28 protein-coding genes are annotated in these 26,127 nt (G+C 70.6%); 10 read left to right on the top strand and 18 right to left on the bottom strand.

Annotated features, from left to right (window positions below; all coding sequences use genetic code 11):
- Positions 1-91: 91 nt before the first annotated feature.
- The 3 genes from ACYCO6_RS28275 to ACYCO6_RS28265 are packed head-to-tail and all read right to left on the bottom strand — an operon-like array spanning position 92 to position 2,640.
- On the bottom strand, positions 92-727 hold the full coding sequence (locus tag ACYCO6_RS28275; RefSeq protein ID WP_459765531.1) for a Smr/MutS family protein: 636 nt from the start codon (positions 725-727) through the stop codon (positions 92-94).
- On the bottom strand, positions 724-1,908 hold the full coding sequence (gene mltA / locus ACYCO6_RS28270) for a murein transglycosylase A (protein ID WP_459765529.1): 1,185 nt from the start codon (positions 1,906-1,908) through the stop codon (positions 724-726). The genes ACYCO6_RS28275 and mltA overlap by 4 nt, the downstream gene beginning before the upstream one ends.
- A gap of 18 nt (positions 1,909-1,926) precedes the next feature.
- Positions 1,927-2,640: a Tim44/TimA family putative adaptor protein gene (locus ACYCO6_RS28265; RefSeq protein WP_459765527.1), complete on the bottom strand. Its 714-nt coding sequence runs from the start codon at positions 2,638-2,640 to the stop codon at positions 1,927-1,929.
- 323 nt (positions 2,641-2,963) lie between these two features.
- On the opposite strand from ACYCO6_RS28265, the gene secB reads away from it, so the two are divergent.
- Entirely contained in the window at positions 2,964-3,464 is a 501-nt protein-coding gene (gene secB / locus ACYCO6_RS28260; protein ID WP_459765525.1) for a protein-export chaperone SecB, read from the top strand.
- An 18-nt stretch (positions 3,465-3,482) separates the two neighbouring features.
- Here the strand turns inward: secB and ACYCO6_RS28255 are convergent, their stop codons facing one another.
- Complete coding sequence (locus ACYCO6_RS28255) at positions 3,483-4,361, bottom strand: LysR family transcriptional regulator (protein WP_459765523.1); 879 nt, start codon at positions 4,359-4,361, stop codon at positions 3,483-3,485.
- Positions 4,362-4,449: 88 nt separating this feature from the next.
- Between ACYCO6_RS28255 and ACYCO6_RS28250 the strand changes: the two genes are divergently transcribed.
- From ACYCO6_RS28250 to ACYCO6_RS28240, 3 genes are all read left to right on the top strand, one after another.
- The gene (locus tag ACYCO6_RS28250) at positions 4,450-5,007 is read left to right on the top strand and encodes a DUF4865 family protein (protein ID WP_459765521.1); all 558 of its coding nucleotides are present in this window, start codon (positions 4,450-4,452) and stop codon (positions 5,005-5,007) included.
- A gap of 23 nt (positions 5,008-5,030) precedes the next feature.
- Positions 5,031-5,423, top strand: coding sequence for a tautomerase family protein (locus ACYCO6_RS28245; RefSeq protein WP_459765519.1), 393 nt, complete (start codon positions 5,031-5,033; stop codon positions 5,421-5,423).
- A 124-nt stretch (positions 5,424-5,547) separates the two neighbouring features.
- On the top strand, positions 5,548-6,780 hold the full coding sequence (locus ACYCO6_RS28240; RefSeq protein WP_459765517.1) for an MFS transporter: 1,233 nt from the start codon (positions 5,548-5,550) through the stop codon (positions 6,778-6,780).
- Between the two features lie 80 nt (positions 6,781-6,860).
- On the opposite strand, the gene ACYCO6_RS28235 is transcribed toward ACYCO6_RS28240, so the two are convergent.
- The 8 genes from ACYCO6_RS28235 to ACYCO6_RS28200 form a co-directional block, all read right to left on the bottom strand.
- A complete protein-coding gene (locus ACYCO6_RS28235; RefSeq protein WP_459765515.1) occupies positions 6,861-7,736 on the bottom strand; it encodes an RNA polymerase factor sigma-32 in 876 nt (291 codons plus the stop codon).
- A 316-nt stretch (positions 7,737-8,052) separates the two neighbouring features.
- Positions 8,053-8,652, bottom strand: coding sequence for a CarD family transcriptional regulator (locus ACYCO6_RS28230; RefSeq protein ID WP_459765513.1), 600 nt, complete (start codon positions 8,650-8,652; stop codon positions 8,053-8,055).
- Positions 8,653-9,156: 504 nt separating this feature from the next.
- Complete coding sequence (fdxA, locus tag ACYCO6_RS28225; RefSeq protein ID WP_459765511.1) at positions 9,157-9,495, bottom strand: ferredoxin FdxA; 339 nt, start codon at positions 9,493-9,495, stop codon at positions 9,157-9,159.
- Between the two features lie 215 nt (positions 9,496-9,710).
- Entirely contained in the window at positions 9,711-10,004 is a 294-nt protein-coding gene (locus ACYCO6_RS28220; RefSeq protein WP_459765509.1) for an RNA-binding S4 domain-containing protein, read from the bottom strand.
- A 9-nt stretch (positions 10,005-10,013) separates the two neighbouring features.
- Positions 10,014-13,490 carry a helicase-related protein gene (locus ACYCO6_RS28215; protein WP_459765507.1) on the bottom strand — a complete coding sequence of 1,159 codons (3,477 nt, stop codon included), beginning with the start codon at positions 13,488-13,490 and terminating at the stop codon, positions 10,014-10,016.
- Complete coding sequence (locus ACYCO6_RS28210) at positions 13,456-13,773, bottom strand: hypothetical protein (protein ID WP_459765505.1); 318 nt, start codon at positions 13,771-13,773, stop codon at positions 13,456-13,458. Before ACYCO6_RS28210 ends, ACYCO6_RS28215 begins: the two co-directional genes overlap by 35 nt.
- A gap of 91 nt (positions 13,774-13,864) precedes the next feature.
- Complete coding sequence (locus ACYCO6_RS28205; protein WP_459765503.1) at positions 13,865-14,155, bottom strand: DUF1330 domain-containing protein; 291 nt, start codon at positions 14,153-14,155, stop codon at positions 13,865-13,867.
- Positions 14,156-14,230: 75 nt separating this feature from the next.
- Positions 14,231-15,172: a DUF3108 domain-containing protein gene (locus tag ACYCO6_RS28200; RefSeq protein ID WP_459765501.1), complete on the bottom strand. Its 942-nt coding sequence runs from the start codon at positions 15,170-15,172 to the stop codon at positions 14,231-14,233.
- Between the two features lie 356 nt (positions 15,173-15,528).
- On the opposite strand from ACYCO6_RS28200, the gene rpmB reads away from it, so the two are divergent.
- On the top strand, positions 15,529-15,831 hold the full coding sequence (gene rpmB, locus ACYCO6_RS28195; protein WP_459765499.1) for a 50S ribosomal protein L28: 303 nt from the start codon (positions 15,529-15,531) through the stop codon (positions 15,829-15,831).
- A gap of 294 nt (positions 15,832-16,125) precedes the next feature.
- Here rpmB and cobT read toward each other — a convergent pair whose 3' ends face one another.
- The 4 genes from cobT to ACYCO6_RS28175 form a co-directional block, all read right to left on the bottom strand.
- Positions 16,126-18,033 (bottom strand): cobaltochelatase subunit CobT, encoded by a 1,908-nt coding sequence (gene cobT / locus ACYCO6_RS28190; protein ID WP_459765497.1) that lies wholly within the window; start codon positions 18,031-18,033, stop codon positions 16,126-16,128.
- 6 nt (positions 18,034-18,039) lie between these two features.
- A complete protein-coding gene (locus ACYCO6_RS28185; protein ID WP_459765495.1) occupies positions 18,040-18,162 on the bottom strand; it encodes a hypothetical protein in 123 nt (40 codons plus the stop codon).
- Positions 18,163-18,185: 23 nt separating this feature from the next.
- Positions 18,186-19,169, bottom strand: coding sequence for a cobaltochelatase subunit CobS (cobS, locus tag ACYCO6_RS28180; RefSeq protein ID WP_459765493.1), 984 nt, complete (start codon positions 19,167-19,169; stop codon positions 18,186-18,188).
- A 209-nt stretch (positions 19,170-19,378) separates the two neighbouring features.
- Positions 19,379-20,002 (bottom strand): J domain-containing protein, encoded by a 624-nt coding sequence (locus tag ACYCO6_RS28175; protein ID WP_459765491.1) that lies wholly within the window; start codon positions 20,000-20,002, stop codon positions 19,379-19,381.
- A 109-nt stretch (positions 20,003-20,111) separates the two neighbouring features.
- Between ACYCO6_RS28175 and ACYCO6_RS28170 the strand changes: the two genes are divergently transcribed.
- Complete coding sequence (locus ACYCO6_RS28170; protein WP_459765489.1) at positions 20,112-20,408, top strand: BolA family protein; 297 nt, start codon at positions 20,112-20,114, stop codon at positions 20,406-20,408.
- Positions 20,409-20,562: 154 nt separating this feature from the next.
- Positions 20,563-20,994: an alternative ribosome rescue aminoacyl-tRNA hydrolase ArfB gene (gene arfB, locus ACYCO6_RS28165; protein ID WP_459765487.1), complete on the top strand. Its 432-nt coding sequence runs from the start codon at positions 20,563-20,565 to the stop codon at positions 20,992-20,994.
- Positions 20,995-21,019: 25 nt separating this feature from the next.
- Here the strand turns inward: arfB and ACYCO6_RS28160 are convergent, their stop codons facing one another.
- Entirely contained in the window at positions 21,020-21,817 is a 798-nt protein-coding gene (locus tag ACYCO6_RS28160) for a YoaK family protein (RefSeq protein ID WP_459765485.1), read from the bottom strand.
- 68 nt (positions 21,818-21,885) lie between these two features.
- A complete protein-coding gene (locus ACYCO6_RS28155; protein WP_459765483.1) occupies positions 21,886-22,833 on the bottom strand; it encodes a methyltransferase domain-containing protein in 948 nt (315 codons plus the stop codon).
- Positions 22,834-22,901: 68 nt separating this feature from the next.
- On the opposite strand from ACYCO6_RS28155, the gene ACYCO6_RS28150 reads away from it, so the two are divergent.
- Genes ACYCO6_RS28150 through ACYCO6_RS28140 form a run of 3 tightly spaced genes read left to right on the top strand, consistent with a single transcriptional unit; the run spans position 22,902 to position 26,124 of the window.
- Positions 22,902-23,945 carry a ligase-associated DNA damage response exonuclease gene (locus ACYCO6_RS28150; protein WP_459765481.1) on the top strand — a complete coding sequence of 348 codons (1,044 nt, stop codon included), beginning with the start codon at positions 22,902-22,904 and terminating at the stop codon, positions 23,943-23,945.
- Positions 23,942-25,660 carry a cisplatin damage response ATP-dependent DNA ligase gene (locus tag ACYCO6_RS28145; protein WP_459765479.1) on the top strand — a complete coding sequence of 573 codons (1,719 nt, stop codon included), beginning with the start codon at positions 23,942-23,944 and terminating at the stop codon, positions 25,658-25,660. The genes ACYCO6_RS28150 and ACYCO6_RS28145 overlap by 4 nt, the downstream gene beginning before the upstream one ends.
- Positions 25,657-26,124, top strand: a complete 468-nt coding sequence (locus tag ACYCO6_RS28140; protein WP_459765477.1) for a secondary thiamine-phosphate synthase enzyme YjbQ — start codon at positions 25,657-25,659, stop codon at positions 26,122-26,124. The genes ACYCO6_RS28145 and ACYCO6_RS28140 overlap by 4 nt, the downstream gene beginning before the upstream one ends.
- Positions 26,125-26,127 lie beyond the last annotated feature (3 nt).

The following is a 26,127-nucleotide window of genomic DNA, read 5'->3' as shown; positions in this document are numbered from 1 at the left end:
GGCTCCGGATATCGGCGCGATCGGCTAGGGCCGCAACCGCGCGGGCCCGATGCGGTTTGCCGCGCGAGGCTGCGAAACGGTTCCGAGCCGTCTAGCGGCGCCGCAGACGGACGTAGAGCGCGCCGGCGCCGCCATGGTGGCGGGCGGCCTCCTCGAAGCCGAGGACGATGCCGCGCAACTCCGGCCCCCGCAGCCAGTGCGGCACGCTGCGGCGGAGCACGCCGCGCTCGGCGAAGGCATCGGAATATCCCGGTCCGCCCTTGCCGGTCACGACCAACACATAGGCGTGGCCGGCAGCCCGTGCCCGCAGCAGGAAGCCCGTGAGGGCGGCATGGGCCTCCGCCTGGATCATCCCATGCAGGTCGATCCGCGCCTCGATCGCCAGCCGCCCACGGCGCAGGCCCACCTGGGCGGTCCGCTCCAGCCCCGTGTTCGGGGCGTGCCGCTGGGGTGGGGCTTGGTACGGCGCGGCGGTTGCCGGACGCGGCGGCTCCGGCTGCGGCTTGGGCGAATGCTTCGCGCGCGGCCGCTTCGCAGCCGGCGGCGCGCTCGGCTTGAGGATCGGGGCGGTCAGCGCCGGCATGGTGGCGGTGGGGGGCGCCGGGGCAGGGGTGGTTTCCGGAATCGGATGGGCGCGGCCGGGCAGCGGCGTCACCAGCTTGGCGATCGCGTCCCAGAGCCGGGCCTCACCGGCGGTGAGGCGGCGCCCACGGCGCGGCGCCCTCATGGCGCGTTCTCCCGGGCCGCGGCGCGCTGGGGCAGCAGGACCACGAAGCCGACCGCGTCGCGGAGGTTGCCCGCCGCGACGCCGGCCTGCGCGCCGGTCCCGACGAACAGGTCGCCCCGGGCGGGTCCGACGATCGCCGATCCCGTATCGGCGGCGATCACGAGGCGACCGGCTTCGCCCGGAGCCGCGCCCGGGAGCGGACCCGCGAGCCAGAACGGCAGCCCGTAGCGCCACAGAGCCGCGTCCACCGCGAGGCTGCGGCCTGGGCTGAGGGGCGCATTCGCGGCGCCCGGCGGACCGAGCGCCGGATCCGCCACCTCGGCGAGGCGGAAGAAGATGTAGGAGGCGTTGGCGCGGATCAGGCGTCTGGCGATGTCGGGATGCGCCCGCAGCCACTCTGTCCAGCGGGAGAGCGTCAGACCTTCGAGGGGTAGGTGTCCCTCCTGCACGATCAGCTTGGCCACGGCCGTGTAGGGCTGCCCGTTGCGCCCATCGTACAGGACCCGGACCGCGCGCCCGTCGGGCAGGCGGACGCGCCCGGAGCCTTGAACCTGAAGGACCAGCAGGTCGACCGTATCGCGCAGCCACAGGATCGGCCGTGCATGGGCGCCGAGGGCCCCGTCCTCAATCGCGGCGCGGGCGGGATAGGGTGCGAAACCGTCCGCGGTGGCTCGGGCAGCGCGCAGGCTCGGATCGAGACCGGGGCGGGTCTCGCCGGGACCGAGGGAGACGAGGTCGTCGGGGCGAGCGAGCACCGGCGTGGGGAAGTCCGGTCCGGCCTCCAGGGAGCCCGTGAGTTCCGGCTCGAAATAGCCGGTGAGGAAGCCGGGGCGCTCCGCGCCCGGCCGCTCGACCCGGAAGGCTGCGAATCGGTCCCGGAAGAAGGTGGCCGCATCCGGCACGTCCCCCGCGGCAGCCGTGCAGGCCTCAGCCAGCGCCGCCGGATCACCCGCTACGCTCGCGGGCTGCGGAAGGGTAGGGGCCGGGGCGGCACAGACCCGGCGGAAGGCGTCGAGGGCGGCGGTCGGGTCGGGTCCGGGGAAGCCCGGAAGCGCCTCGAACGCGACGGGTGTCAGAACCGCGCCGCCGACCGGCTCCGGTCCCGCGGCTGCGGTGCCGGCCAGGACCGTCGCGAGGAGGGCGGCCGGGGCTCGTCCGGACCAGGCACGCAGGATCGGCACGGCAAGGCTGTCACGAAGTCAGGCGCCGGCCTCGGTGGCCACGAGCTGCCAGTTCGGGTCGCGCGAGCCCAGGGTGCGGGAGAAGGTCCACACGTCGGGCACCTCGACCACGGTCTCGGCGCTGCCGTCCACCACCTTGCCCTCCGCGTTGCGGGTGGCGGTGATGAGGTTGGACAGGAAGCGCACGGTGATGTGGGCCACGCGGTTGCGCACCTCGACGGCCACGATTTCCGCCTTGTCGATGGAGACGAAAGTGGTCTCCAGGGTCTGCCGGTTGCGCTCGCGTTCGGCGATCGCCCGCTCAAAGGCCTCCCCGACCTCCTTCGACAGGAGACCGCGCAGGGTCTTTCGGTCGCCCTTGGCGAAGGCGATCATGATGGTCTCGTAGGCGGATTTCGCCCCCTCCAGGAAGGCGCGCGGATCGAAGCCGGGCTCCGCCTGGACGCACGCTTCGAGGCCGCGGGCGACCTCGGATCCGGGATCGGCGATCCCCCGCCAGTCGCGCGGCGCGGCGGCGGGGGACGGCGCGGGCTGAACCCGATCGGCGCCGGGCAGACGGACGACATTGTCCCCGTCGGAGCGCGCCTGCGGCTCGGTTCGGCTGCGGTCGACGGGCTTGAACGGCGAGCGCTCCGCGCCGGTCTTCTGGCCGAGGACGGAGCGCAGACGCCAGATCACGAAGACCGCCAGCGCGAGGAAGATGATCGTCGTAACGTCGAAACTGTCCTGCATCACCGATCCGATGGTGGCCGCGGTGGGACCCTGGGCCCCTTGCTCAGGTCGTGCGCGGTGCGGCGCCGGCAAAGCGCGCATAGGTCCTGGCAACTCATATCCGACCAACGCGCAAGGAGCGAGCCGGTTGTATCCGGTTGCGGAACCCGATCCCGCCCTTACGTGCGATATGGGTCGCGCAGGCCGCGGCCGCCAGTTCGCTTGTTCGTGCCGGGCGCCCGTGTTAGCGGCCCTGCCGTTTGGGCAGTTCCGCGGCATGGTCAGCGGCTCCCGCCGCAACAACCCGCGCCGGCCCTGCCGGCCCATCGAGAAGGATGATCCGCATGGCCGACTCTCCGGCAGCGAACGGCAACGGCGGCGGCATGCCGCAGGGTGACGTGCCGACGATCAACGCCCTGGCGCAGTACACGAAGGACCTCTCCTTCGAGAACCCGAACGCACCGCGCTCGCTGCAGCCCAAGGAAGGCCAGGGGCCGCAGATCAATATTCAGGTCAACGTCAACGCGCAGCAGCTCTCCGAGACGGATTTCGAAGTGGAGCTGAAGCTTGAGGGCGATGCCAAGGTCCAGACCGAAGTGCTGTTCGCCTTCGAGGTGACCTATGCGGGCGTCTTCCGGCTCCTGAACATCCCGGCCGACCAGATCCATCCGGCCGTGATGATCGAGTGCCCGCGCCTGCTCTTCCCCTTCGCCCGCCAGATCGTGGCCGAGGCGGTGCGCAACGGCGGCTTCCCGCCCCTGTACATCGATCCGATCGATTTCGTCGGGCTCTACCGGCAGAAGATGATGGAGCAGCAGGGCGCGCAGGGCCCGCTCGCCTCCTGATCCCGTGACCGGCGGCCTTCAGCGGCCGCCGGCACCGCGATAGGCCGCTGCCAGTGCCCGCAGAGCTTCCGCCGGACGCCCGGTGAGCCGGCGGGCGCGCAGCACGATCCAGGTGCGGGGCAATTCGGGCAGGCCGAAGCGCGCGCCGACTTCCACCGCGCCCGGCGGTGCGGTGCTCGGCGCCAGCGCCGCCACCGCGAGTCCGGCCATGATGGCCGCCCCGACGGCCAAAACCCCGCCGCCGACGAACACCTCGGTCCAGGACCGGCCCGCCGCGTCGAGGACGCGCGCCGCCGCCGCCCTGACGTTGCAGGGTCCGGCGAGGCCTGCGAGCCGCAGGGGCTCGTCCGCGCGGGGAACCGGGAAATCCGGCGCGGCGAACCAGCCCAGGCGCTCCTCCGCCAGAACCGTCCCGCCGCGCTCGGGCGGCTCCTCGCTGCGCAGGATCACGGCGTCGTAGCCGCCCTCACCGGCCGAGTCGAAGGCCGCCGCAAGGTCCCGCGAGGGGACGATCCGCACCTCTGTGATGAGACCTCCCCGGTCCAGGCCGAGCCGCCGCAGCAGCGCGGGAAGATCCGGCCCGGCGACGTGGTCGCTGATGCCGAGGCTCAGGCGCGCCGGTGCCTCGCCGCCTATGTCGGTCAGGGCGCTATCGTGCGCCTCCAGAAGGCGCCGCGCCGCCGGCAGAAAGAGTTCGCCCTGCCGGGTCACGGCCACGTGCCGGGGCGTCCGGTCGAGCAGCCGTGTGCCGAGCCTGTCTTCGAGACGTCTCAGGCGCAGGCTGATCGCCGCCTGCGAGATGGCCAGCGCCTCGGCGGCCCGCGTGAAGCTGCCAAGATCGACCACGCGCACGAAGGCAAGAACGCCGTCGATATCGAGGGGACGGGCAAAAACCATAACAGTCCGTTATGATAGATATCTACTGCAATATCTGGTTGCTATCGAACTCCCGTGCAAGCCTGTCGGTGTGAACAGGGAGTGCACGATGCTGATCACCCGATACCGGCACCGTCTGCCGGCCGACTACGCCATGGACCGGATACGCGCCCGAGTTGCCGAGCGGGCGCCCGCCTGGGACGCGATACCGGGCCTCGTCTTCAAGGCCGTCACGATCGAAGAGCGGTCGCGCGGGGCTGCGACCAATGCCTACAGCTCGCTCTACCTCTGGTGGGACCCCGGCGCGGCCGCGGATTTCCTCGCCAGCCCCGGATTCCGGGCCGTCGTGGAGAGCTTCGGCCGGCCCCGCATTGAGACTTGGCTGGCCATCGCCCAGGGGTTCGGGAAAGCCGAGACGGCCCGCGCCCTCTCCGAGGAGACACGGCCCGTCGCTCCGGAGGCTGATCTCGCGCGGCTGCGCGAGGGCGAGCGGAGTCAGGGTCACGCCATCGCGGAGCAGCGCGACGTCCTGGCCTCCGTGGCCGGCCTTGACCCGGAAGGCTGGCGGCTCACGCGCTTCATCCTCCGCGCCGAGCCGGCCGCCGCACCCGGAGCCGAGATCGCGCATCTCGCATCCCCCGGTCTCGCGGCCGCGCGCAGCCTCTGATCCCTCGGACCCGGAGTGAATCGATGCCCCTGACCCGCATATCCCTGCGCGCCGGAACAACGGAGGCGTACCGCGCGGCCCTCGTGTCCGGTGTCTATGCCGCGATGCGCGAGACCTTCGCGGTTCCAGAGGGCGACCTGTTCGCCCTCGTCCATGAGCACGGCGCGGCGGATCTCGTCTTCGGAGCCGATTATCTCGGCGTCTGCCGCAGCGAGCGCCTCGTGATCATCCAGATCACCGCCAACGCCACCCGCAGCACGGCGCAGAAGCGGGCCCTCTATGCCGCCATCGTCCGTAATCTCGGGCGCGAGCCAGGGGTTCAACCCGCGGATGTCTTCGTCAACCTCGCGGAGGTCGCCCCCGAGAACTGGTCGCTCGGCGACGGGCTTATGCAGTACGGACCGCCGAACCCGTGAGGGGAGGCGCGCCCGATCGACCCATCGGGCAGGGCGGCGCGATGCGTCAATGCTGCCGCCGGCCCGGGCTTGACCGTTCGGGGTCCAACGCCAGGTCCGGGGCCCGAAGCCCCTCCAGGATCGCATGGCTCCCACCGCTAACCTCGCCCTGATCAACCTGTTCATCGGCGACATCCAGGGCGGCCTCGGCCCCTTTCTGGGGACGTGGCTCGCGCAGGCGGCCTCGTGGAGTCCCGCGCGGGTCGGCTTCGTGGTCACGCTCGTCGGGCTCGGCACGCTGTTTCTGAGTGGCCCGTTCGGAGCCCTGGTCGACCGCCTGCCCCGTCCCCGCCTGCTGATCGCGCTCGCCTGCGGAGGAATCCTCACCGGCACCCTGCTGCTGCTGCCGGCACGCAGTTTCCCCGCGGTGCTGTTCGCGCAGCTGCTCGCCGCGGCTGGGGGTACCCTGCTTCTGCCCGCCGTCGCCGCCCTCACGCTCGGGATCGTCGGGAAGGACCGGTTCCCCAAGCAGCAGGGCCGCAATCAAGCCTTCAACCATCTCGGCATCCTGATCGCGGCCGGCGGCATCAGCCTCGGCACCGGCGTCTTCGGACCCGCGATCGCCTTCTGGGTTCTGGGTGGCATGGCGGTCGCCGCGATCATCGCGACGTTGACAACGCCGGCGGGGGCCTGGAACCGCCGCCGCGCGGTCGGCTGGAAGGAGGATGCGGAGGATGAGCCGGAGCGCAGCGGGATCCGCCAGGTCCTGGGCAATCGCCGCCTGCTGGTGCTGACGGTGGCGCTGACCCTGTTCAACCTCGGCAATGGCGGCATGCTCTCGCTGCTCGGCCAGAAGCTCGTCGCCACGGCCGCCGACGCGACCACTTGGACGGCCCGCTACGTGATGGTGGCGCAGCTCGTGATGGTGCCTGTGGCCCTGTTCGCCGGGTCCCTGGCGGATCGGCGGGGGCGGCGCCAGCTCCTGATGGTCGCCTTCGCGGTGTTGCCGGCCCGCGCCCTCATGTCGGGCCTGATCGACGATCCGGTCTGGCTCATCGCCGCGGAGGTTCTCGACGGCGTGGCTTCGGGGATCGTCGGAGTTGCCGTGCCGGTGGTCGTGGCAGACCTCACCTGGGGGTCCGGGCGCACCCAGACGGCTCTGGGCAGCGTCAACGCGGTGCAGGGGATCGGGGGCGCCCTGTCGGGCTGGTACGGGGGGCTCTCCTACAGCCTTTTCGGCTGGACGGGCGCGTTCCTCGCCCTCGGGGTGCCGGCCATGGCCGCGCTGGGGCTGGTGGTCTGGCTCGACGCAACACCCGAGCCCGGTCAGCGCAGGCGTCGGCGAGAGCGGCGCGATGCAGCGATGCAGGGTGCCTGAAGCCCCGCATGCGCGGCCCCTGAAGCGGGAAGAGCCCGGCATCGGCCGGGCTCCATGGATGATCTGCTTCGCCGGGGCGATCAGCCGATATGCGGGCTGCCGGTCGCGGCCGGGAACCGGTCGGCCAGGGCGCGACGCAGCTTCTCCAGGGCGCGGTTCTCGATCTGGCGCACCCGCTCCTTCGAGATTCCGAGGCGTTGCCCAAGCGCTTCGAGCGTTGCCTGATCCTCGGCGAGCCGCCGCTCGCGCAGGATGCGCAGCTCGCGTTCGGAGAGCACCGTTAGGGCCTGCTGCAGCCAGCTGAGGCGACGTTCGCCGTCGACCGTGGCGCTCACGGTCTCGTCCGGAAGGTCGGCGCCGTCGACGAGGAAGTCCATCCGCTCCGAGGAGGCGTCGCTGTCCTCGCCAACAGGGGCATTGAGCGACATGTCAGGGCCGGACAGGCGCGCGTCCATCAGGGCGACGTCGTCGCGCGAGACGCCGATGGCGCTGGCGATGCGGCTGTGGATCTCGTCGCCGACATGCTCCTCGGTCGACTGCATCAGGCGGGCGCGCAGCCGGCGCAGGTTGAAGAACAGGGCCTTCTGGGCCGAGGAGGTTCCCCCGCGCACGATCGACCAGTTGCGCAGGATGTAGTCCTGGATCGACGCACGGATCCACCATGTCGCGTAGGTCGAGAACCGGACGTCCCGCTCCGGCTCGAACCGGGCGGCGGCCTCCATCAGGCCGACATGCCCCTCCTGGACAAGATCGGCCATCGGCAGGCCATAGTGACGAAAACGCCCCGCCAGAGCGATGACGAGGCGCATATGGGCCGAGATCAGGCGGTGCAGGGCGCGCTCGTCACGATTGTCCTTCCAGCGGACGGCGAGACCGCGCTCCTCCTCCCGGGCCAGGAAGGGTGCCTCCATCGCAGTCCGTATGAACTGCCGTCGAATTCCCGCGATCTCAGCCATCCCGCCTGCCTCTTGTTGCCGAGTGCTGTTGCGGCGCCGAGCCTGGTGCCCGGCGCACAGGCGCCGCCGCGAAGCGACGCCAGGCCAGCGACAACGGAAGGCAAAACGGGAAAGTTCCGCCCCATTGCCCCACAATGCGACAACCGGACGGGCACGTTTTCGTGTTCCTCAGGGTGACATGGAGCTTGGCGCGACGCCGTCCAGTCCCACGTCCCCGCGGAATCTGCGGATGTGCCGCGTGACCCGGACGGCGCGGCCCATGAAAAACCCGGCCTCAAAGGCCGGGTTTCGTGTTGTCAGAACTGAAAAGCGGGCCTCAGGCGGCCTCTTCCTGCAGATCGTCGCCCTCGCCGTCACCCTCGGCCTCGGGCTCCGCCTCGCTCTTGGCCCGGCGGGGCGACTTGGCGAGGCTCTGCTCGATGAGCTTCAGGGCTTCGGTCTCGGTGATGCGGTTCACTGAGGAGATCTCGCGCACGATCCGGTCGAGGGCCGCCTCGTAGAGCTGGCGCTCGGAATAGGACTGCTCGGGTTGCGCCTCGGAGCGGTAGAGGTCGCGTACCACCTCGGTGACCGCAAGCAGGTCGCCCGAGTTGATCTTGGCCTCGTACTCCTGGGCGCGGCGCGACCACATGGTGCGCTTGATCCGGGCGCGGCCGGTCAGCAGATCCAGCGCCTTCTTCACCAGTTCCGGCTCGGCGAGCTTGCGCATGCCGACGCTGTTGGCCTTCGCGGTCGGTACGCGCAGGACCATCTTGTCCTTCTCGAACGAGACGACGAACAGCTCCAGCTTATAGCCCGCGATCTCCTGCTCCTCGATCGCGGTGATGCGGCCAACGCCGTGAGCCGGATAAACGACAGCTTCGCCGGTCTTGAAGCCCTGCCGGCCTGCGGTCGTCGTCTTCTTGGCTGTGGTCATGCGAGAAGGGCCTCCACTGGCGCGCAGCTTTCGACGCCGCGCGAAACCGTGTTCTTCCGGGCGGGACACCCGGCTTGCCTCGCCGCTCCCGGGATTCTCGCCCGAGGCGAGACCCCGGGCATTCCCCGGCGCGGCCGTGCAAACGCCTGGAGCGCCCGCCGAAGGTGACTTCGGCGGCCGATCGCGTACTACTCCTAACCAACGAAAATCGAAGGCGTTTCAGCCGGAGGGAGCACGTCAGGCGCGAGCGACGGCAGGCGGATTGTCTACCACAATCCGGCGCGCAGATCAAAGCATCCCTGAAGACGCGCGCGCAGGCGATGCGCGGCGCCAAAGAGTTTTACACCGGCGCAGCCGGACAGAAATGACCTAATCGCGCATCAGGGCTTCGCTTGACGCAGGCCAACCGTTGCCTTGAGCCCTGGAGAACCGCCCACAGTGCTTTTCTCAAGCTTGCAGGCCGGGGGCGACCGGGCGTCAGATCCTGTGGATCGACCGGCTTGCTCAGTCGCCGGTACCCGGGTTGGGCGAGAAGTGCGCCTCAAGCTTTCCGGCCTTCCCGTCCCACTCCTTGGCGTCGGCCGGAGCTTCTTTCTTCTGCGTGATGTTGGGCCAGGTCTTGGCGTAGTCGGCGTTCAGCTTCAGCCACGTGTCGAGATTCGGCTCCGTGTCGGGTTTGATCGCCTCGGCCGGGCATTCCGGCTCGCACACGCCGCAATCGATACATTCGTCCGGATGGATGACGAGCATATTCTCGCCCTCATAGAAGCAATCCACCGGACAGACCTCGACGCAGTCCGTGTACTTGCACTTGATGCAATTGTCGGTGACGACGTAGGTCATCGGATGTCTTCGTCCTAAACACGACTTGGCCCGGGCGGAGCCCTGGACGGCCCGCACGCCCGGGTGGCGCTTCGAGGGGGACGCCGTGAAGTCCGGCACGGAGCCGGGCTTCGGAGGTCAACGGCTCTAGACTCTGCCTTCCGGGCTGACAAGCGCGCGGGCGCCGCATGTCGACATTGCCCGGTCGCTCTCCGGGCCGCTGTGGCCCGGCCTCATCACTCCGGCGCTTCGTCCGGCGCCGAGACGGCTGACAGGTCCTCGTAGAGGAGGCGCGCTTCCGGGGCCGGTCCCCGCCGATCGCCGAGGCCGCGCACCCGCACGGTCAGCGTCGCGTGCGGCGCAGCCACCGTGATCACGTCGCCGATGCCGATCCCCTTCGCGGGGCTCTCGGCCCGAGTTCCGTTCACCCGCACGAACCCGTCCGAAGCGAGCCGGGCGGCCAGAGATCGGGTCCGCGCGAAGCGCGCGAACCACAGCCACTTGTCGAGCCGTTGCCGATCGTCCCGCATGCGCGGGGATCAGCGCTTCCCGCCGTCGCCGGCTTCGAGTTGCGCCTTGAGCGCCGCCAGCTTGGCGAAGGGCGAATCCGGATCGGGCGCCCGCTCGCGACGGGGCGGCCGCTGGTCGGGCCGCGGACCGGAATGGCGCTGCTCGGCGGCGCGCTGGTCGTCCCGGCGCTCCGGCCGACCGCCTTCGAAGCGGTCGCGGCGGGGACCGCGGTCCCGTCCGTTGCGGGGGGCGCCCTCGGCGCCCTCGGCGCGGCGATGCTCCGGACGGCCGCCTTCCGGACGCCCCGATCCGTGGTGCTGACCTTGCTGGCCGCCCTCGCGGCCGCGACCGGCGCCGCGCGGCCGGTTCTGAGGACGCTGGTGGGCCGGGCGCTGATGGCGCTGCAGACGCCACACCTCAATCTGCGGGACTTCGGCGGCCGGCTCGCCCGCCGCGGCAGCGGCTTCCGGAGAAGCCGGCTCGGCTGCTGCGGTGGCTTCGGCCGGCTCCGCATCGGCCGTCACGGGCGCGGCTTCGCCATCCGGGGTCCCGGGCTCGGTCGCCTGCGCCGCCTCGACGGGCGCTTCGGCCGGCTGCTCTGCCTTCGCGGGCGCTTCCTCGGCGCCGGGTGCGGCGGCTGCAGGCTCTTCGGCGACCGTCTCGGCGGCCGGGCTGTGAACCTCGGCAGGAGCCGCATCGGCCGCGGCCTCACCGGTGGGCGCCCGGGCTTCCTCGCCGGGCATCTCGGTCCCCTCCGGGGCTTCAGCGGCCGGAGCCTCGTCGCCGGTAGGCTCGGCCGCAGCGGCCTGCGCATCGATGGCCTCGTCGGAGGACGCGTCGGTCGGCGTCACCGGTGCGGCCGGCGTGGTTGCGGCGGCCGGAACGAGCGGTACCGTGATGGCGGGACCAGGGCGCGTCTCTGCCGTGTAACCCAGCGATTTCAGGATCGACGCGAAATCTTCGCCCGAGCAGCCGACCAGCGAGGTCATGCCGACGGTGGCCACGAACCCGTCGCCGTCGGCCGCACCGTCGGGCGGGGCGCCCGGCGTGGTCCCAGGCCGGTAGGCGATCGCCGGGCGGATCTGGTCGGCGAGACGCTCCAAGATGTCGACGCGCACCGCCCGCTCGCCGCTGACCCGGAAACCGGCCGCGCGGTAGAGGCCCTTGGCGATCTCGCGGTCGACCTTGATGGACGTGCGCCCGGAGCCGGCCAGATGCGCGATCTCGTCAAGGCCGCGCTGGTCGAGGCCACCGTTGCGCAGGGCCCAGAGCTGCGCCGCGAGGGTGCGCGGCGCCGGTTTCAGGAGGGCCGGCAGGAAAATGTGGTAGGCGCCGAAACGGACGCCGTGACGGCGGAGCGCGCCGCGGCCGTCCTGATCGAGGCTGCGCATCTCCTGCGCCACCTTCGAGCGCTCCAGTACGCCGAGCGCCTCGACCACCTGATAGCCGATCCCTTTAGCCAGACCCGTGAGGTCGGCCGCGGTCTCGATTTCCATGAGCGGGCCGAGCAGGCGCACGATGTGGGCCTTGAGCCATGCATCGAGGCGCGCCTCGACCTTCTCGCGATGCGCACCAGTGAGGCTGTCATCGGCCAGCAGACGGATCTGCGGGGCGAACAGCTTCTCCCCGGGCGTGAGCTTGGCGACAGGCGCGCCGGTCCAGCGGATGGTGCCGTCGTGCGAGAGCACGAGGGTCGAGTCGGCGGTGGCCGCGAAGCGGTCTGCCCGCGCCTCGATCTCGCCGGAGAGCGCCTTTTCGGCGGCGCTCCTCAGAGTCTTGGCCTCGTGCCCCTCCGCGCTGGCATCGGGAACGAACAGGAATCCGTGAAGGTGGCCGACATGCTGACCCTCGACGGTGACGTCACCGTCGGCGGTGATCTGGGCTTCGAGCATCGTGTTCTCTCTCAGGCGCCGCATCAGGACGCTTGTGCGCCGGTCGACGAAGCGGCTCGCGAGGCGTTCGTGCAGGGCGTCGGACAGCCTGTCCTCTACCCGACGTGTCTCGCCCTGCCAATGTTCCGGGTCGCGCAGCCAGTCTGGACGGTTCGCCACGAAGGTCCAGGTGCGCCCTTGGGCGATCCGGCGGGACAGCGTGTCGATGTCGCCGTCGGTCCGGTCGATCATAGCCACCTGCTCGGCGAACCATTGATCGGGGATCCGCCCGGCCATGCCCCGCATCAGGAATCGGTAGAGCTGCGCCACCAGATCGGCATGCACCTGAGGATGGACCTTGCGGTAATCCGGCACGCCGCAGACGTCCCAGAGCCGCCGCACCGCGGCCTGGCTCCGCGCGAGGTCGCGGATGTCCTCCTCGCGCATCAGGATCTCAAGGGCCTGCTGGTCCTCGCCCATGGGGGCCCGGGTGAGACCCGATTCGCGCGGATGCTCGTCGAGGCTGGCCTGGAGGTCTTCCAGGCTGCCGAAGCTGAGATCCGGGTTGCGCCATTGCAGGATGCGCAGGGGATCGAAATCGTGGTTTTCCAGGCGCTCCACCAGTTCGGCCTCGAAAGGCGGGCAGCGACCGGTGGAGCCGAAGGTCCCGTCTGAGAGGTGGCGCCCGGCGCGGCCGGCGATCTGGCCCATCTCGGCGGGGGTAAGCTTGCGGAAGCGGGTGCCGTCGTACTTCCAGTTCGCCGCGAAGGCGACATGGTCGACATCGAGGTTGAGGCCCATCCCGACCGCGTCGGTGGCGACGAGGTAATCGACGTCGCCCGCCTGGTACATCTCGACCTGGGCGTTGCGGGTCCGGGGTGAGAGTGCGCCCAGCACCACCGCAGCGCCGCCCCGTTGGCGGCGGATCAGCTCCGCGATGGCGTAGACCTCCTCGGCCGAGAAGGCGACGATGGCGGTGCGCCGGGGCAGGCGCGACAGCCGCTTCTCCCCCGCGAAGGCGAGCTGCGAGAGCCGCGGCCGGGTCGTGGTGTGGACGTTGGGGATCAAGTCCTGGACCAGCGGCAGCATGGTCGAGGAGCCGATCAGCAGGGTCTCCTCCCGGCCGCGCACGTAGAGCAGGCGGTCGGTGAAGACGTGGCCGCGATCCATGTCGGCGGCGAGCTGGATCTCGTCGATGGCGACGAACGCCACGTCGAGGTCGCGCGGCATCGCCTCGATGGTGCAGATCCAGTAGCGCGGCCGGTCCGGCTTGATCTTCTCCTCGCCGGTGACCAGCGCGACCTTCTCGGGGCCGACCTTGGCGACGACGCGCAGGTAGACCTCGCGGGCGAGCAGCCGCAACGGCAGCCCGATCATGCCGGTCGGGTGCGCGAGCATCCGCTCGATGGCGAGATGCGTCTTTCCGGTGTTGGTCGGCCCGAGAACCGCGGTGACGCCGCGGGCACGGGCATCGCGGGAGAGCGACCGGCGGGGGGAGGGGCGAAGCAGCGCGTCGATGGTCGGCGGTTCCTTCGGATGGGAAGGCCGTCGCGGCGCCGTGATGGCGCGGGCGGGGAAGAGGCTGGGTCGGCCGGTCGCGTCAGGGACGGTCGGGCCGGAACGGTCTACCCCCATATGGGATGCCGCCGCCTCCAGGTCCAACCTGCGGCGTGACCTGTGGGTAGATGTCGATCTGCGTCGTTGGCTTGCCCGGCTGGGGTGCGACATCGGCACAGAGCGTGTCGGGAACCGTGACGAGCGGCCCGTGGCGCGGCGGGCGGTGCTCTAGGACCTCGGCGGACGAGAAGGCGTCGCCGCCGCAGTCGGAAGCCGCGGTGCCGGCGGTCAGCGGCGCCGCGGCGGCCGGTCCGGTGAGTGCGGCCAGGACAAGGACGATTCGGAGAAGGATCCGACGCATCCTCCGATCATGGCCTCGGACCGTGAAGATTTCGTCGTGCGTCCGCGGCCCATGCTCCGCCGAGCCGCGCGGGACACGCCCTTCGGTTCCGTCAGTCGACTCCCTCGACCAGCACCACCTCGCCGATGCCCGCCGGCCGGCGCTTCTCGACGGCGGCCTGGTACTCGGGCGAGAAATAGTAGGTGCGCGCCGCCTCGTAGGATTCGAATTCCAGCACGACGTTGCGGGGCCGGGCCTCGCCTTCCAGGGCCTCGCTGCGCCCGCCGCGCACCAGCGGTTTGCAGCCGTATTTGCGCATGGCCTCCGAGGCCATGGCGGCATAGTCCTTGTAGGTCTCCCGATCGGTGACCGTCATCCGGACGATGATGTAGCCCTTGGGCACTGGCTGACCTCCCTGGCGCGGCTGCCGCGCCGGTCGGGAGTGCCGGGAAAACGGCCGCCGGTCAAAGCCGGCGCGCTACTGCCCGGGCAGGCTGGCCTGCGCGACGCTGGCGCCGGCGGCTCCGGCCGTGCCGGTGGTCCCGGCGGTGCCGCCCTGGCTCCAGCGCGTCGCCTCGATGATGTTGGTGCCGATGGTGGTGAGCACCGAGATGCGCAGCGGGATCAGCACCCGCGTCCCCTCGACGGGCGCGAGCCAGACCGACATCTCCCGGTTCTCCTCCATGAACTTCACCCCCGGCCGGTCGGGTCGGTGACCGGCCACTGCCTGGTAGCGGGCGTTGCAGACGAGGACCTGTCCGGCATAGCCGGGCTTCTGCACCGGGCGGGTCTCGGCGTAGCTCAGCACCACGTTGAAGCGGGTTGCGCCATCGAAGACCGGCAGGGTCCGGTTGCAATTGTCCGGATCGAGCGGCTCGCCGCGCCCCTGGGTCGGCATCAGCAGGGCGCTCACCGGGTCGATGATGCCGCGCTTGTTGGCGGCCGTGACCGGAACCCGGTCCTGCATGTCGACGAGCGGCGGCGTGATCTCGGCCTGCACCACGTTCCCGTGGGCCAGCGCCATGCGGACGGCGATGCCGGAACTCGCCGTATGGGTCGCGATGGCGAAGGCGCCCGGTTGCGGGGCCTTCGCGAAGGTCCCGGAGGCCCGGGCCGATCCCTTGCCGCCGGTGATCGCGCCCACGAGGCCGGTGAGCACCGCCGACACGTCCATGACGTAGCGGTCGCGCTCGAAGGAGCCTGCGAGGCGCGCAGTGCCGATCGGCAGTCCGGCGAGGTTGATCCCGTAATCGACCGCCACGGTGGCGGGCGCCGCGGCCATCCTCTTCGACCGGCCCGCGCGCGTCGCAGCGTCGGCCGGCGCCGCGAGGGCCGCGACGGCGAGGACGCACACCGCGAGGCGGCCGACGGCGTGCTTCGTCAGCGGCTTGATCGTCCGATGGGCAGGCGTGACGCTCATGATCCGGATCGCATCCCAGGAAGAGCGGCCCAAGACATGGTCCTGAGCCCGCCCTCTCGAACACACCCGCTCGGCGGCATCCTCTCGACGCCCGAAGCAGGGAGAGGCGCCTTCCTGCGGGTGGAAGAAGGCTATATCCCGGCATCGTGGTTAACAGACCGTTGGATCGCCGGGGCTGGCCGGCCGTCCGCCGGCCGGTGCCTTGACGCGGCGCACCTCCGTCGCCTATAGGCTCGCGCCTTCTACAGGACTCCGCCGGACCTGGAACACGCCACGAGCGCCGCTCGCGGTGAAGCAGATCGCGCCGGCCGCGATCGGGTCTTTTCGGGCGGAACGAGACGGGATCTTAAGTCATCATGGCGCGCCGCTGCGAACTCACCGGCAAGGCCGTTCAGGTCGGCCACCTCGTGAGCCACTCGAACCGCAAGACCAAGTGCCGGTTCCTGCCGAACCTGTGCAACGTGACCCTCCAGTCCGACGCGCTAGGCAAGCGCGTGCGCCTGCGGGTCACCGCGCATGCCCTGCGCTCGGTGGAGCACCGCGGCGGCCTGGACGCCTTCCTGATCAAGGCCGGCGAGGGCGACCTGTCGCAGACCGCGCGCCTCCTGAAGCGCGAGATCCACAAGAAGCTCGCCGAGACCCAAGCCGCCGCGGCCTGAACCTTCGGGCTTCACGCCATCCTTCATCGGACGGTTCGAACCGCCGTGGCTCCCGAGGCCGCGGCGGTTGACGCTTGCGCGGTGTCGGCCTGTCGATCCTCGCACATGATCCGGACCGTCCAATCCACGGCCTCAGCCTGAGGTGCCCGCATCACCGGGCCTTGAACGAGGCTTCCAGGGGGCGCGGCTCGCTGGAGACCTCCTTCAAGGCTTCCGCTGCGCTCCGGCACCTCAGGATGAGGGTCCGGATTTCACGGACCAATGGCCGGAGAGGCCGTTATGCCGAGCTGGCGGTCAGCGCCGGCCACCCGCCACACGCAGCATCCGGCTCGTCGGTGCCGGAGCGCCGTTCTCCTCGAACAGCTCCGCGAGCTTCTCGGTCATCGCGCCGCCGAGCTCCTCGGCGTCGATGATCGTCACGGCGCGTCGGTAGTACCGCGTCACGTCGTGGCCGATGCCAATGGCGAGCAGTTCCACAGGCGAGCGCGTCTCGATCTCCTCGATCATCCAGCGCAGGTGCCGCTCCAGGTAGTTTCCGGCATTCACCGACAGGGTCGAATCGTCGACCGGCGCGCCGTCGGAGATCACCATCAGGATCTTGCGCTGCTCCGGCCGCCCGAGCAGCCGCTTGTGCGCCCAGTCCAGCGCCTCGCCGTCGATGTTCTCCTTGAGCAGGCCTTCGCGCATCATCAGGCCGAGGTTCTTGCGCGCCCGGCGCCACGGCGCGTCGGCGGCCTTGTAGACGATGTGGCGCAGGTCGTTCAGGCGGCCCGGGTTCGGCGGCTTGCCGGCGGCGAGCCACGCCTCGCGGCTCTGGCCGCCCTTCCAGGCGCGTGTGGTGAAGCCCAGGATCTCCACCTTCACGCCGCAGCGCTCCAGCGTCCGCGCCAGGATGTCGGCGCAGGTCGCCGCCACGGTGATCGGCCGCCCGCGCATCGAGCCCGAATTGTCGAGAAGCAGCGTGACGACCGTATCACGGAAGTTGGTGTCCTTCTCCTGCTTGAAGGAGAGGGGCTGGTAGGGGTCGATGACCACGCGGACGAGCCGCGCCGGGTCGAGCTGACCCTCCTCCAGATCGAAATCCCACGCACGGTTCTGCTGAGCCAGCAGGCGGCGCTGCAGACGGTTGGCGAGGCGCCCGACCACGCCCTGCAGATGCGAGAGCTGCTTGTCGAGATAGGATCGCAGGCGCGACAGCTCGTCGGCGTCGCACAACTCCTCGGCGTGGATGACCTCGTCGAATCGGGCGTTGAACACGCGGTACTCCGGCCCGCGCGTCTCGTTGCTCTGACGCTGCGGCGGCCGCGACGCCTCCGAGGCTTCCTCGGATTCCGCGTCCTCGGCCTCCTCCGGCAACTCGCCCGAGGGCGCGTCGGCGGATTCCTGAGCGCCCTCCTCGATCTCGTCGGAGGCCTCCTCGGAGGTCTCGATCTCGGTGCGCTCGCCCTGGCTCTTCTCCTCCGAATCACCCTCGCTGGGGTTCTGCTCGTCGTCCTGGGTGTCGTTCTCGTCGTCGTTCTCGTCGTCCTCGGCGTCGAACGGCGTCTCGTCCGACATGTCGAGCGAGGTGAGAAGGTCGCGGACCGAGCGGGCGAATTTCCGCTGGTCCTCGATCGAGCCGAGCAGGCCGTCAAGATTCGGGCCGGCCTTCGCTTCGATATGGTCGCGCCACAGGTCGACGATCTTGGCGGCGGCCTGGGGCGGCTTCTGGCCGGTGAGGCGCTCGCGCACCATCAGGGCGACGGCGTCCTCCATCGGGGCGTCGGCCCGGTCAGTGATGGTCTCGTACTTGCCGCCGCGGTGATAGCGATCCTCCAGCATCGCGGAGATGTTGCTGGCGACGCCCGCCATCCGGCGCGAGCCGATGGCCTCGACCCGGGCCTGCTCCACCGCGTCGTAGACCGCGCGCGCGGCGGCATTCTCGGGCGCGAGCCGGCGGTGCACCGCCACGTCGTGGCAACCGAGCCGCAACGCCATGGCATCGGCATTGCCGCGCAGCACCGCGACGTCCTGCGCCGAGAGCTTGCGCGGCGGCTCGGGCAGCCGGGCCTTGTCGCCGGTGAGCGCCGGCCGGTCGGTGGCGTAGGTGACCTCGACCTCGGAGCGCCGGGCGATGGCGCGCAGGCACCCGGCCACCGAGCGCTTCAGGGGCTCGGCCACGGGTTCGCGGCGCTCGCCGGGCTTGCGGTTGGAGATGGACATGCGGGGCTACCGGTCGGCCTCGAACTCGAAGGGGCGGTTCAGGATCTCGTCCCAGTCGAAGGGATCAATGTCGTGGCGCATGCGAACGGCGGCAGAGGGGAGCCCCCCATCGCATCCGCCCGGCCGCACGCACCACGGCCTCCTCCATGCGCTCAGCTGAGCGCGACGTTCACCGCGCTCTCGGGCAGCTCCTTGCCGAAGGCGCGCTGGTAGAATTCGGCCACCAGGGTCCGCTCCAGCTCGTCGCACTTGTTCAGGAAGGTCACCCGGAAGGCGAAGCCGATATCCTGGAAGATGTCGGCATTCTCGGCCCAGGTGATCACCGTGCGCGGGCTCATGACGGTGGAGAGGTCGCCGTTCATGAAGGCGTTGCGGGTGAGATCCGCGACCCGCACCATGCGGTTGACGATGTCGCGGCCCTGGTCACCCCGGTAGTGGGTGGCCTTGGAGAGCACGATGTCGACCTCGCGGTCGTGTGGCAGGTAGTTCAGCGTCGTGACGATCGACCAGCGGTCCATCTGACCTTGGTTGATCTGCTGCGTGCCGTGATAGAGGCCGGACGTGTCGCCGAGCCCCACCGTGTTGGCCGTGGCGAAGAGCCGGAAGGCGGGGTGCGGGCGGATCACGCGCTTCTGATCGAGGAGCGTCAGGCGGCCCGAGAGCTCCAGCACGCGCTGAATCACGAACATCACGTCCGGACGGCCGGCATCGTACTCGTCGAACACAAGAGCGACGTTGTTCTGTAGCGCCCAGGGCAGGATGCCGTCCTGGAAGGCAGTGACCTGCTTGCCGTCCTGCAGGACGATGGCGTCCTTGCCGACGAGGTCGATGCGCGAGACGTGGCTGTCGAGGTTGATGCGCACGCAGGGCCAGTTCAGCCGGGCGGCGACCTGCTCGATATGGGTCGACTTGCCGGTGCCGTGATAGCCCGTGACCATCACGCGCCGGTTGCGCGCGAAGCCGGCCAGGATGGCGAGCGTCGTCTCCCGGTCGAAGATGTAGTCGGGATCGAGATCGGGGACGTGCTCCTCGGGCTCGGAATAGGCCGGAACCTTGAGGTCGAGGTCAATGCCGAAGACCTCGCGGACGGAGACGGTGCGGTCAGGCAGCGCGGCGGGCGTGTCGTCAGAGAGCATTCGGAACCTCGTGAGGCGCGGAAACTCCACACCGAAACAAGTGGAACATCCGCGCGGAAGAACATCGAGCCGGGCATCCGCGGCGTCGCGGAGCCCTCCTTAAACGGCGGCGTGGCGGGGCGCCACCGACAGGCATCCGCTCCATATAGGGTCGCGCCGTGCGGTTTTCCCTATCCTGGGATTGAACCGGCGTGCATCCTTCGTGCCGTTCAGCAGAGCCCGGCGGCGCGGAGCACGTCGTGGGCGCGGATGATGTCGCGCAGCCGCTCCTCGAAGGAGCGATCCCCGCCGTTCGCGTCCGGGTGGAAGCGCTTCACCAGCACCTTGTACTGCGCCTTGATGGCGGCCGTGTCGGCACCCTCCTCAAGACCCATCACATCGAGGGCGCGGCGGACCGTCGCCGAGTGGCGGGGCTTCTGCGGCTCCGGCTGGCGGGCGCGCCGTCGCGCGTCGCCGACGCCCTCGCCGCGCAGGATGCCCAGCGGGTCGACATAGGCCCAGTCGCGAGCCGGCTCGTTGGCCGGCTTGGCTTGGCCATTCCGGTTCACGCCCATCGCCCAGGTGGGCCGGTGCCCGATGATCGCGTCCTTCTGGTACGCCTGGACGGCGGCATCGTTCATGCCGTCGAAGTAGTTGTAGGTCGCGTTGTAGGCGCGGACGTGATCGATGCAGAAGCGCCAGTACTGGCCCTCCGCCTTCCGGCCCTTCGGGGCCCGGTACAGGCCCGGCTGCGCACAGCCCGGGCTCTCGCAGACGGCCTCGGCCGCGGCCTTCGGCTCGTCGCAGGACGGTTTGATCCGGATGCTGTCGAACAGGCGCGAGTTGAGATCCATGACGGGCCGATTATGAGGGGGCGGACCTGAGACACAAGGGCACCGGGCCTGATGACGCATGCGCGGGATCGGGCTTGACGGAGGCCCACGAACACGACGCGAGGGCGCGATGGCTGACGATGCGGGCGCGGGCGGCACCCTGCGGGACTGGATGGAGGCGCGGCTGCGGGAGCAGCTCGCGCCGGCGCGCCTCGACGTGATCGACGAGTCGCATCTGCATGCCGGCCATGCCGGGGCACGGCCGGGGGGCGAGACCCATTACCGGCTCGACATCGTCGCGTCGGCTTTCGAGGGCAAGAGCCGCGTGGAGCGGCACCGGCTGGTGAACGCGCTTCTCGAGGAGGCGTTCAAGCGCGGTCTCCACGCCCTCGCCCTGCGCGCGCGCACGCCGGCCGAGGCCGCCTGAACCTTACGCCGCCGGGCATCGTTGCTGACGAAACCCTGCGCCGCACAGGAGGGAATATGGCGATCGTGATCTCGGTCCGCACCCCCGGGATCGCCCTTCCCGTGCCCGGATATGCGGCTTGCCGCGCGCCCGAAACGCCCCGCCGGAGGCTCCCATGCCCCTGCGGGTAACGCCGCGCATCGCCATCGACGACGACGAGATCGAGCTGTTCTTCATGCGCGCCTCGGGGGCGGGGGGCCAGAACGTCAACAAGGTCGAGACGGCCGTGCAGCTCCGCTGGCCGGTCCTGGACTCGCCGTCCGTGGATGACCGCGTCAAGGCGAACTTGGTTCGCCTCGCCGGGCGGCGGATGACCAAGGATGGCGTCCTCGTCCTCGCCGGCCAGCGCCACCGAACGCAGGAGCGCAACCGGGCGGACGTCCTGCAGCGCCTCGTCGATCTCGTGGCGGAGGCCGCCAAGCCGCCGCCGCCGATCCGCCGCCCGACGAAACCCACACGGGGTTCGCAGGAGCGGCGCATCGGGGCCAAGAAGAGCCGCTCCGCCATCAAGCAGGGCCGGGGCAGCGTCCGGGATTCGGACGGCTGACCATCTCTCCCATCGGCAGCCCCGCTCAGTGGATCGCGTCGATCACCTCGGCCTTCGGGCTCGCGTCGGGGGCGGGCGACGAGCCCGCGACCAGGGTGCTGCCCGGCTTTGCGACGGTGAGCGCGATCGCGATCAGCGCCAGGATGGCGGCCAGGGCCGCCGGGAACAGGAAGGCCGATTCGCCGTAGCGGATGTCGAGCAGGCCGCCCAGGACGGCGCCGGTGGTGAGCCCGGCCCAGAGCGGCGCCTGAAGCCAGAAGGAGGGCGCCACCGTGCCGAGCAGGAGGTTGGCGCAGCCGGTGCCGAAGCGCACCACGGCGCCGGTGACGTAGGTGAGCGCGAGGGAGCGGCCGCCCTCGTCCTGCAGCGTCGCGTTCTGGAGGCCGAGCGCCAGCACGATCGGATAGGCATGCAGCGGGTACGCGAAGGTGCCCCAGGGCATCAGCAGCCCGCCGGCGAGCAGCAGTGCCTGCAAAGTCAGAAGGACGGCCAGACGCCAGCGCCCGACCCAGGCGGCGATCAGGGTGCCCAGGAACGCGCCGAAGCAGAAGATGCTGATGGTGCTGGCGACCCGGGTGACGTTCTCCCAGTCGCCATTGGCCACCGCCACGCCGAACCGCGTGGTGTTGCCCGACATGAACGACATGAAGAGCTGCGAGAATTCCAGGAAGCCGATGGAATCGGCACAGCCCGCGAGCGTGGCCAGCGCGATGGCGAAGGGGATGCGGGTTCGCGGATCAGCCGGGAAAGAACGGTCTGCGGGCAGGTCGGGCTTGCGCTCGGGTGGTGCGCCGCGACCTGTCCTGTTGCCGTAATCCGCCATGCTGATCCCCCGATGCAGCGGCCGCGCCCGTCGCGGCCGACTGACAATGGACGAACAGCAAAGCGGTTTCATGCCGCTGTGCGGCGCAACACAACGACGCGTCCGGGCACCGGCCGGCCCCCCTCCCGCCGGACATCGGCGGGACGCAGGGTGAGGATCTCGAGCGCAGCGTCAGCGGCCGATGCCGCGATATGGGCATCCCCATGAGCATAGCGTCCGTCGGCGCCGAGGATCGTGCCCGCGCCATCGTGGGACTGCACCGTGAAGGCTCCGAGGCCACCCGGTCGCAGGACCCGACCGATCCCCGCCAAGAACGAGCCGAGATCCGCCACGTAGATCAGGACATCCGCGGCGAGGCAGAGATCAGTGGATTCCGGTGGCTCGCCCGCCAGGAAGGCGCTCAGGTCACCGTCCACCAAGCGGTCGTAGAGCGGGCGGTCCTGCCAGGACTTGGCGCGGGCCAGGGCCAGCATCCCGGGCGAGAGGTCGATACCGGCGAGGTGCCCGACCCGGTCGCGGATCGCCCCGCCCATCAATCCGGTGCCGCAGCCGAGGTCGAGGGCGACGGCGAATCGCCCCGGGGTGACGGGCAGCGCGTCGCGGACGAGTTGCGGGCCGACATAGCCGAGGCCGTCCACCAAGTGACGCTCGAAGCGGGGCGCGTAGCCGTCGAACAGGGTCCGGACGTAGGCGGGCGAGAGGGCCGGCAGGCTGTCGCCGACCCCGAGGCGCACAAGGTGCGCCCGCACACCCAGGGTGTCGTCCGGATCGATGTCGAGGGCGCAGGCATAGGCGCGGGCGGCCGAAGCGCGGAGTTCGGGCGCGCGATCCGGGGCGGCCAGTCCCTCCCGCGCCCGCCCGAGCAGCAGCCAGGCCGGCGCGTAGCGGGGAGCGATCTCCAGCGCCTGCTCGGCGAGATCCGCGGCCCCGGCGTAGTCGCCCTCGGCCAAGCAGGCTTCGGCGTAACGATAGCGGCGGTCGGCGAGGAGATCGCCGGAACTGAGCTGCGAGGCCATGCGTCTGCCGGGTCGGGGGCGCCTATATACCGGGGCCACCGGCGGACTCCACCGGCAACACGGGCCCGATGCCGATACGCGCCAGCGATCTCCTCACCCTGACCCGCGAGGGTCTCTACTGCCCCCTCGGGCGCTTCCACGTCGATCCGACCTGGCCGGTGGAGCGCGCGCTGATCACCCACGGGCACGCCGACCACGCCCGCGCGGGCCACGGCCAGGTGCTGGCGACGCCCGAGACCCTGCGCATCATGGCGGTGCGCTACGGTGGGGATGTCTGCCGCCAGCGGCAGGAGGCGCAACTCGGCGCGGCGCTCCGCGTCGGCGACGTCACCGTGCGCTTCGCCCCGGCCGGCCATGTCCTCGGCTCGGCGCAGATCGCCATCGAGCGGGACGGGGTCCGGGTCGTGGTCTCGGGCGACTACAAGCGCGCGCCGGACCCGACCTGCCTGCCCTTCGAGGTCGTGCCCTGCGACGTGTTCATCACCGAGGCGACCTTCGGCCTGCCGGTCTTCACCCATCCCGACACGCGGGGCGAGGTCCGCAAGCTCCTCGATTCGGTGAGTCTGTTCCCGGAGCGCGCCCACATCGTCGGCGCCTACGCGCTCGGCAAGGCGCAGCGGGTCATGGCGCTGCTGCGCGAGGAAGGCTGGGAGCGGCCGATCCACCTGCACGGGGCCATGGAGAAGCTGACCACCCTGTACAAGGAAGAAGGCGTGCCGCTCGGCGACACGCCGAAGGTGGTCGCGGCCGAGCGCAAGGATCTGCACGGGGCGATCGTGATCTGCCCGCCCTCCTCGATCCAGGACCTGTGGTCACGCAAGTTCCCCGACCCGGTGACCTGTTTCGCCTCGGGCTGGATGCGGGTGCGCGCTCGCGCCCGCCAGAAGGGCGTCGAACTGCCCCTCGTGATCTCCGACCATTCCGACTGGCCGGACCTGTGCCGCACCATCCGCGACACCGGGGCCGGGGAGGTCTGGGTCACGCACGGGCAGGAGGACGCGCTGGTCCATTGGTGCGGGACGCAGGGCATCCGGGCAAAGCCGCTGCACCTGCTCGGTTACGGCGACGACGGCGAGGCCGAGCCCGGCATCGAGGCGGAGGCGGCCGCGTGAACGATTTCGCCCACCTCCTCGACCGCCTCGCCTACGAGCCGCGCCGCAACGCCAAGCTGCGCCTGCTCCAGGATTTCTTCGCGCGCACTCCCAATCCCGAGCGCGGCTACGCGCTCGGCGCCATGACCGGCACGCTGAGCTTCCGCGAGGCCAAGCCGGCCCTAATCCGGGGGCTGGTGGAGGAGCGGATCGACCCGGTCCTGTTCCGGCTCTCGCACAACTACGTCGGGGACCTAGCCGAGACCACCGCGCTGATCTGGCCGGGCCCGGCAGAGACGCCGCGCGAGCCGGGCCCCGGCCACAACAACCCGCCGCCGCATGTCCCGACCCTGGCGGAGGTCGTCGAGACGCTGGCGACCATCCCGAAACGGGAGCTGCCCCGCCATCTCGCAGACTGGCTCGATGCCCTCGACGAGACCGGACGCTGGGCGCTGCTGAAGCTGGTCACCGGCAATCTCCGCGTTGGCGTCTCGGCGCGGCTCGCCAAGACCGCGGTGGGCGCGCTGGGCGGCCATGAAGCCGACGCCGTGGAGGAGGTCTGGCACGGGCTCGCGCCCCCGTTCGAGACCCTGTTCGCCTGGGTCGAGGGGCGCGGCGAGCGACCCGAGACGCTGAACCCGGCCCCGTTCCGGCCGCCGATGCTGTCGCACCCGATCGAGGAGGAGGCGGATCTCGAGAAGCTGGAGCCCGAGGCGTTCTCGGCCGAGTGGAAGTGGGACGGGATCCGCGTGCAGCTTGTCGGCGGCCGGGACCGGGCCGGCCATCAGGTCGGGAAGATCTATTCTCGCACCGGGGAGGATATCACCGGCGCGTTCCCGGACCTCGCCGAGGCGATCACCTTCACCGGCGCCCTCGACGGCGAGTTGCTGATCCTGCGCGAGCGCCGGGTGCAGAGCTTCAATGTTCTCCAGCAGCGCCTGAACCGGAAGGCGGTGACGGGGAAGCTATTGGAGGAGTTCCCCGCCCATGTGCGGGCCTACGATCTCCTCACCCTCGACGGCGAGGATCTGCGGGCCGAGCCCTTCTCAGCGCGCCGGGAGAAGCTCGAGGCCCTCGTCACGCGCCTCGACCACGCGCGAATCGACATCTCGCCGCTGGTGCCTTTCTGCGATTGGGAGACGCTCGCCGCCGCCCGGGCGGACCCCGCTTCCATCGGGGCCGGCGAGGATGCCGATGCCATCGAGGGCGTCATGCTCAAGCGTCTGAACAGCCCCTATCAGCCCGGTCGGCCCAAGGGACCGTGGTGGAAGTGGAAGCGCGAGCCCCACATCGTCGACGCCGTGATGATGTACGCCCAGCGCGGCCACGGGAAACGCTCGTCCTTCTACTCGGACTACACGTTCGGTGTCTGGCGGGAGGCCCCCGAGGGCGGGGACGAGTTGGTGCCGGTGGGCAAGGCCTATCACGGCTTCACCGATGCCGAGCTCGCCAAGCTCGACCGCTACGTCCGCAACAACACCACCAAGCGCTTCGGACCGGTGCGCGAGGTCGCCCACGGGCGCGACGCGGGGCTCGTCCTGGAGATCGCCTTCGAGGGCGTGCAGCGCTCGACCCGGCACAAGTCGGGTGTGGCGATGCGCTTCCCCCGGGTCAGCCGCATCCGCTGGGACAAGCCCACCGCGGAGGCCGACCGGATCGACGTGCTGGAACGCATCCTCGCCCGCGGCGAGCGCGAGATCGCGCCGGGCGCGACGCTGTTGGAGAAGAGCGCATGACTCAGGGCAAGATCGGGCCGGTGGAGCAACTCGCCTCCGGCGCCGTGCAGCGCCATGCGAGCGGGCGCTTGACCATCACGACGGCGGGGCAGGGGTTCACCGATTTCACCGGCGCGGTGGCGGCGTTCGTGCGCGGCAGCGGCGTCCGGGACGGGCTCGTCACGGTGTTCTGCCGTCACACCTCGGCGTCGCTCACCATCCAGGAGAACGCCGATCCGGACGTGCAGACCGACCTGATGGCCGCGCTGGACGGCTTCGCTCCGCGTAATGCCGGCTATGTGCACGGCGCCGAGGGGCCGGACGACATGCCCGCCCATATCCGCACGATGGTCACCGATTCCGCCTTGAGCATCCCGCTGCTCGACGGCCGGCTCGCGCTCGGCACGTGGCAAGGCGTGTACCTGATCGAGCACCGCGACCGGCCGCATCGGCGTGAGATCGTGCTGAGCGTGATCGGCGCGTGATCC

The organism is Methylobacterium sp. CM6257 (genome assembly GCF_054611515.1).
Note: the sequence above shows the minus strand (reverse complement) of the source record. Positions and strands in the feature narration are given on the sequence as shown.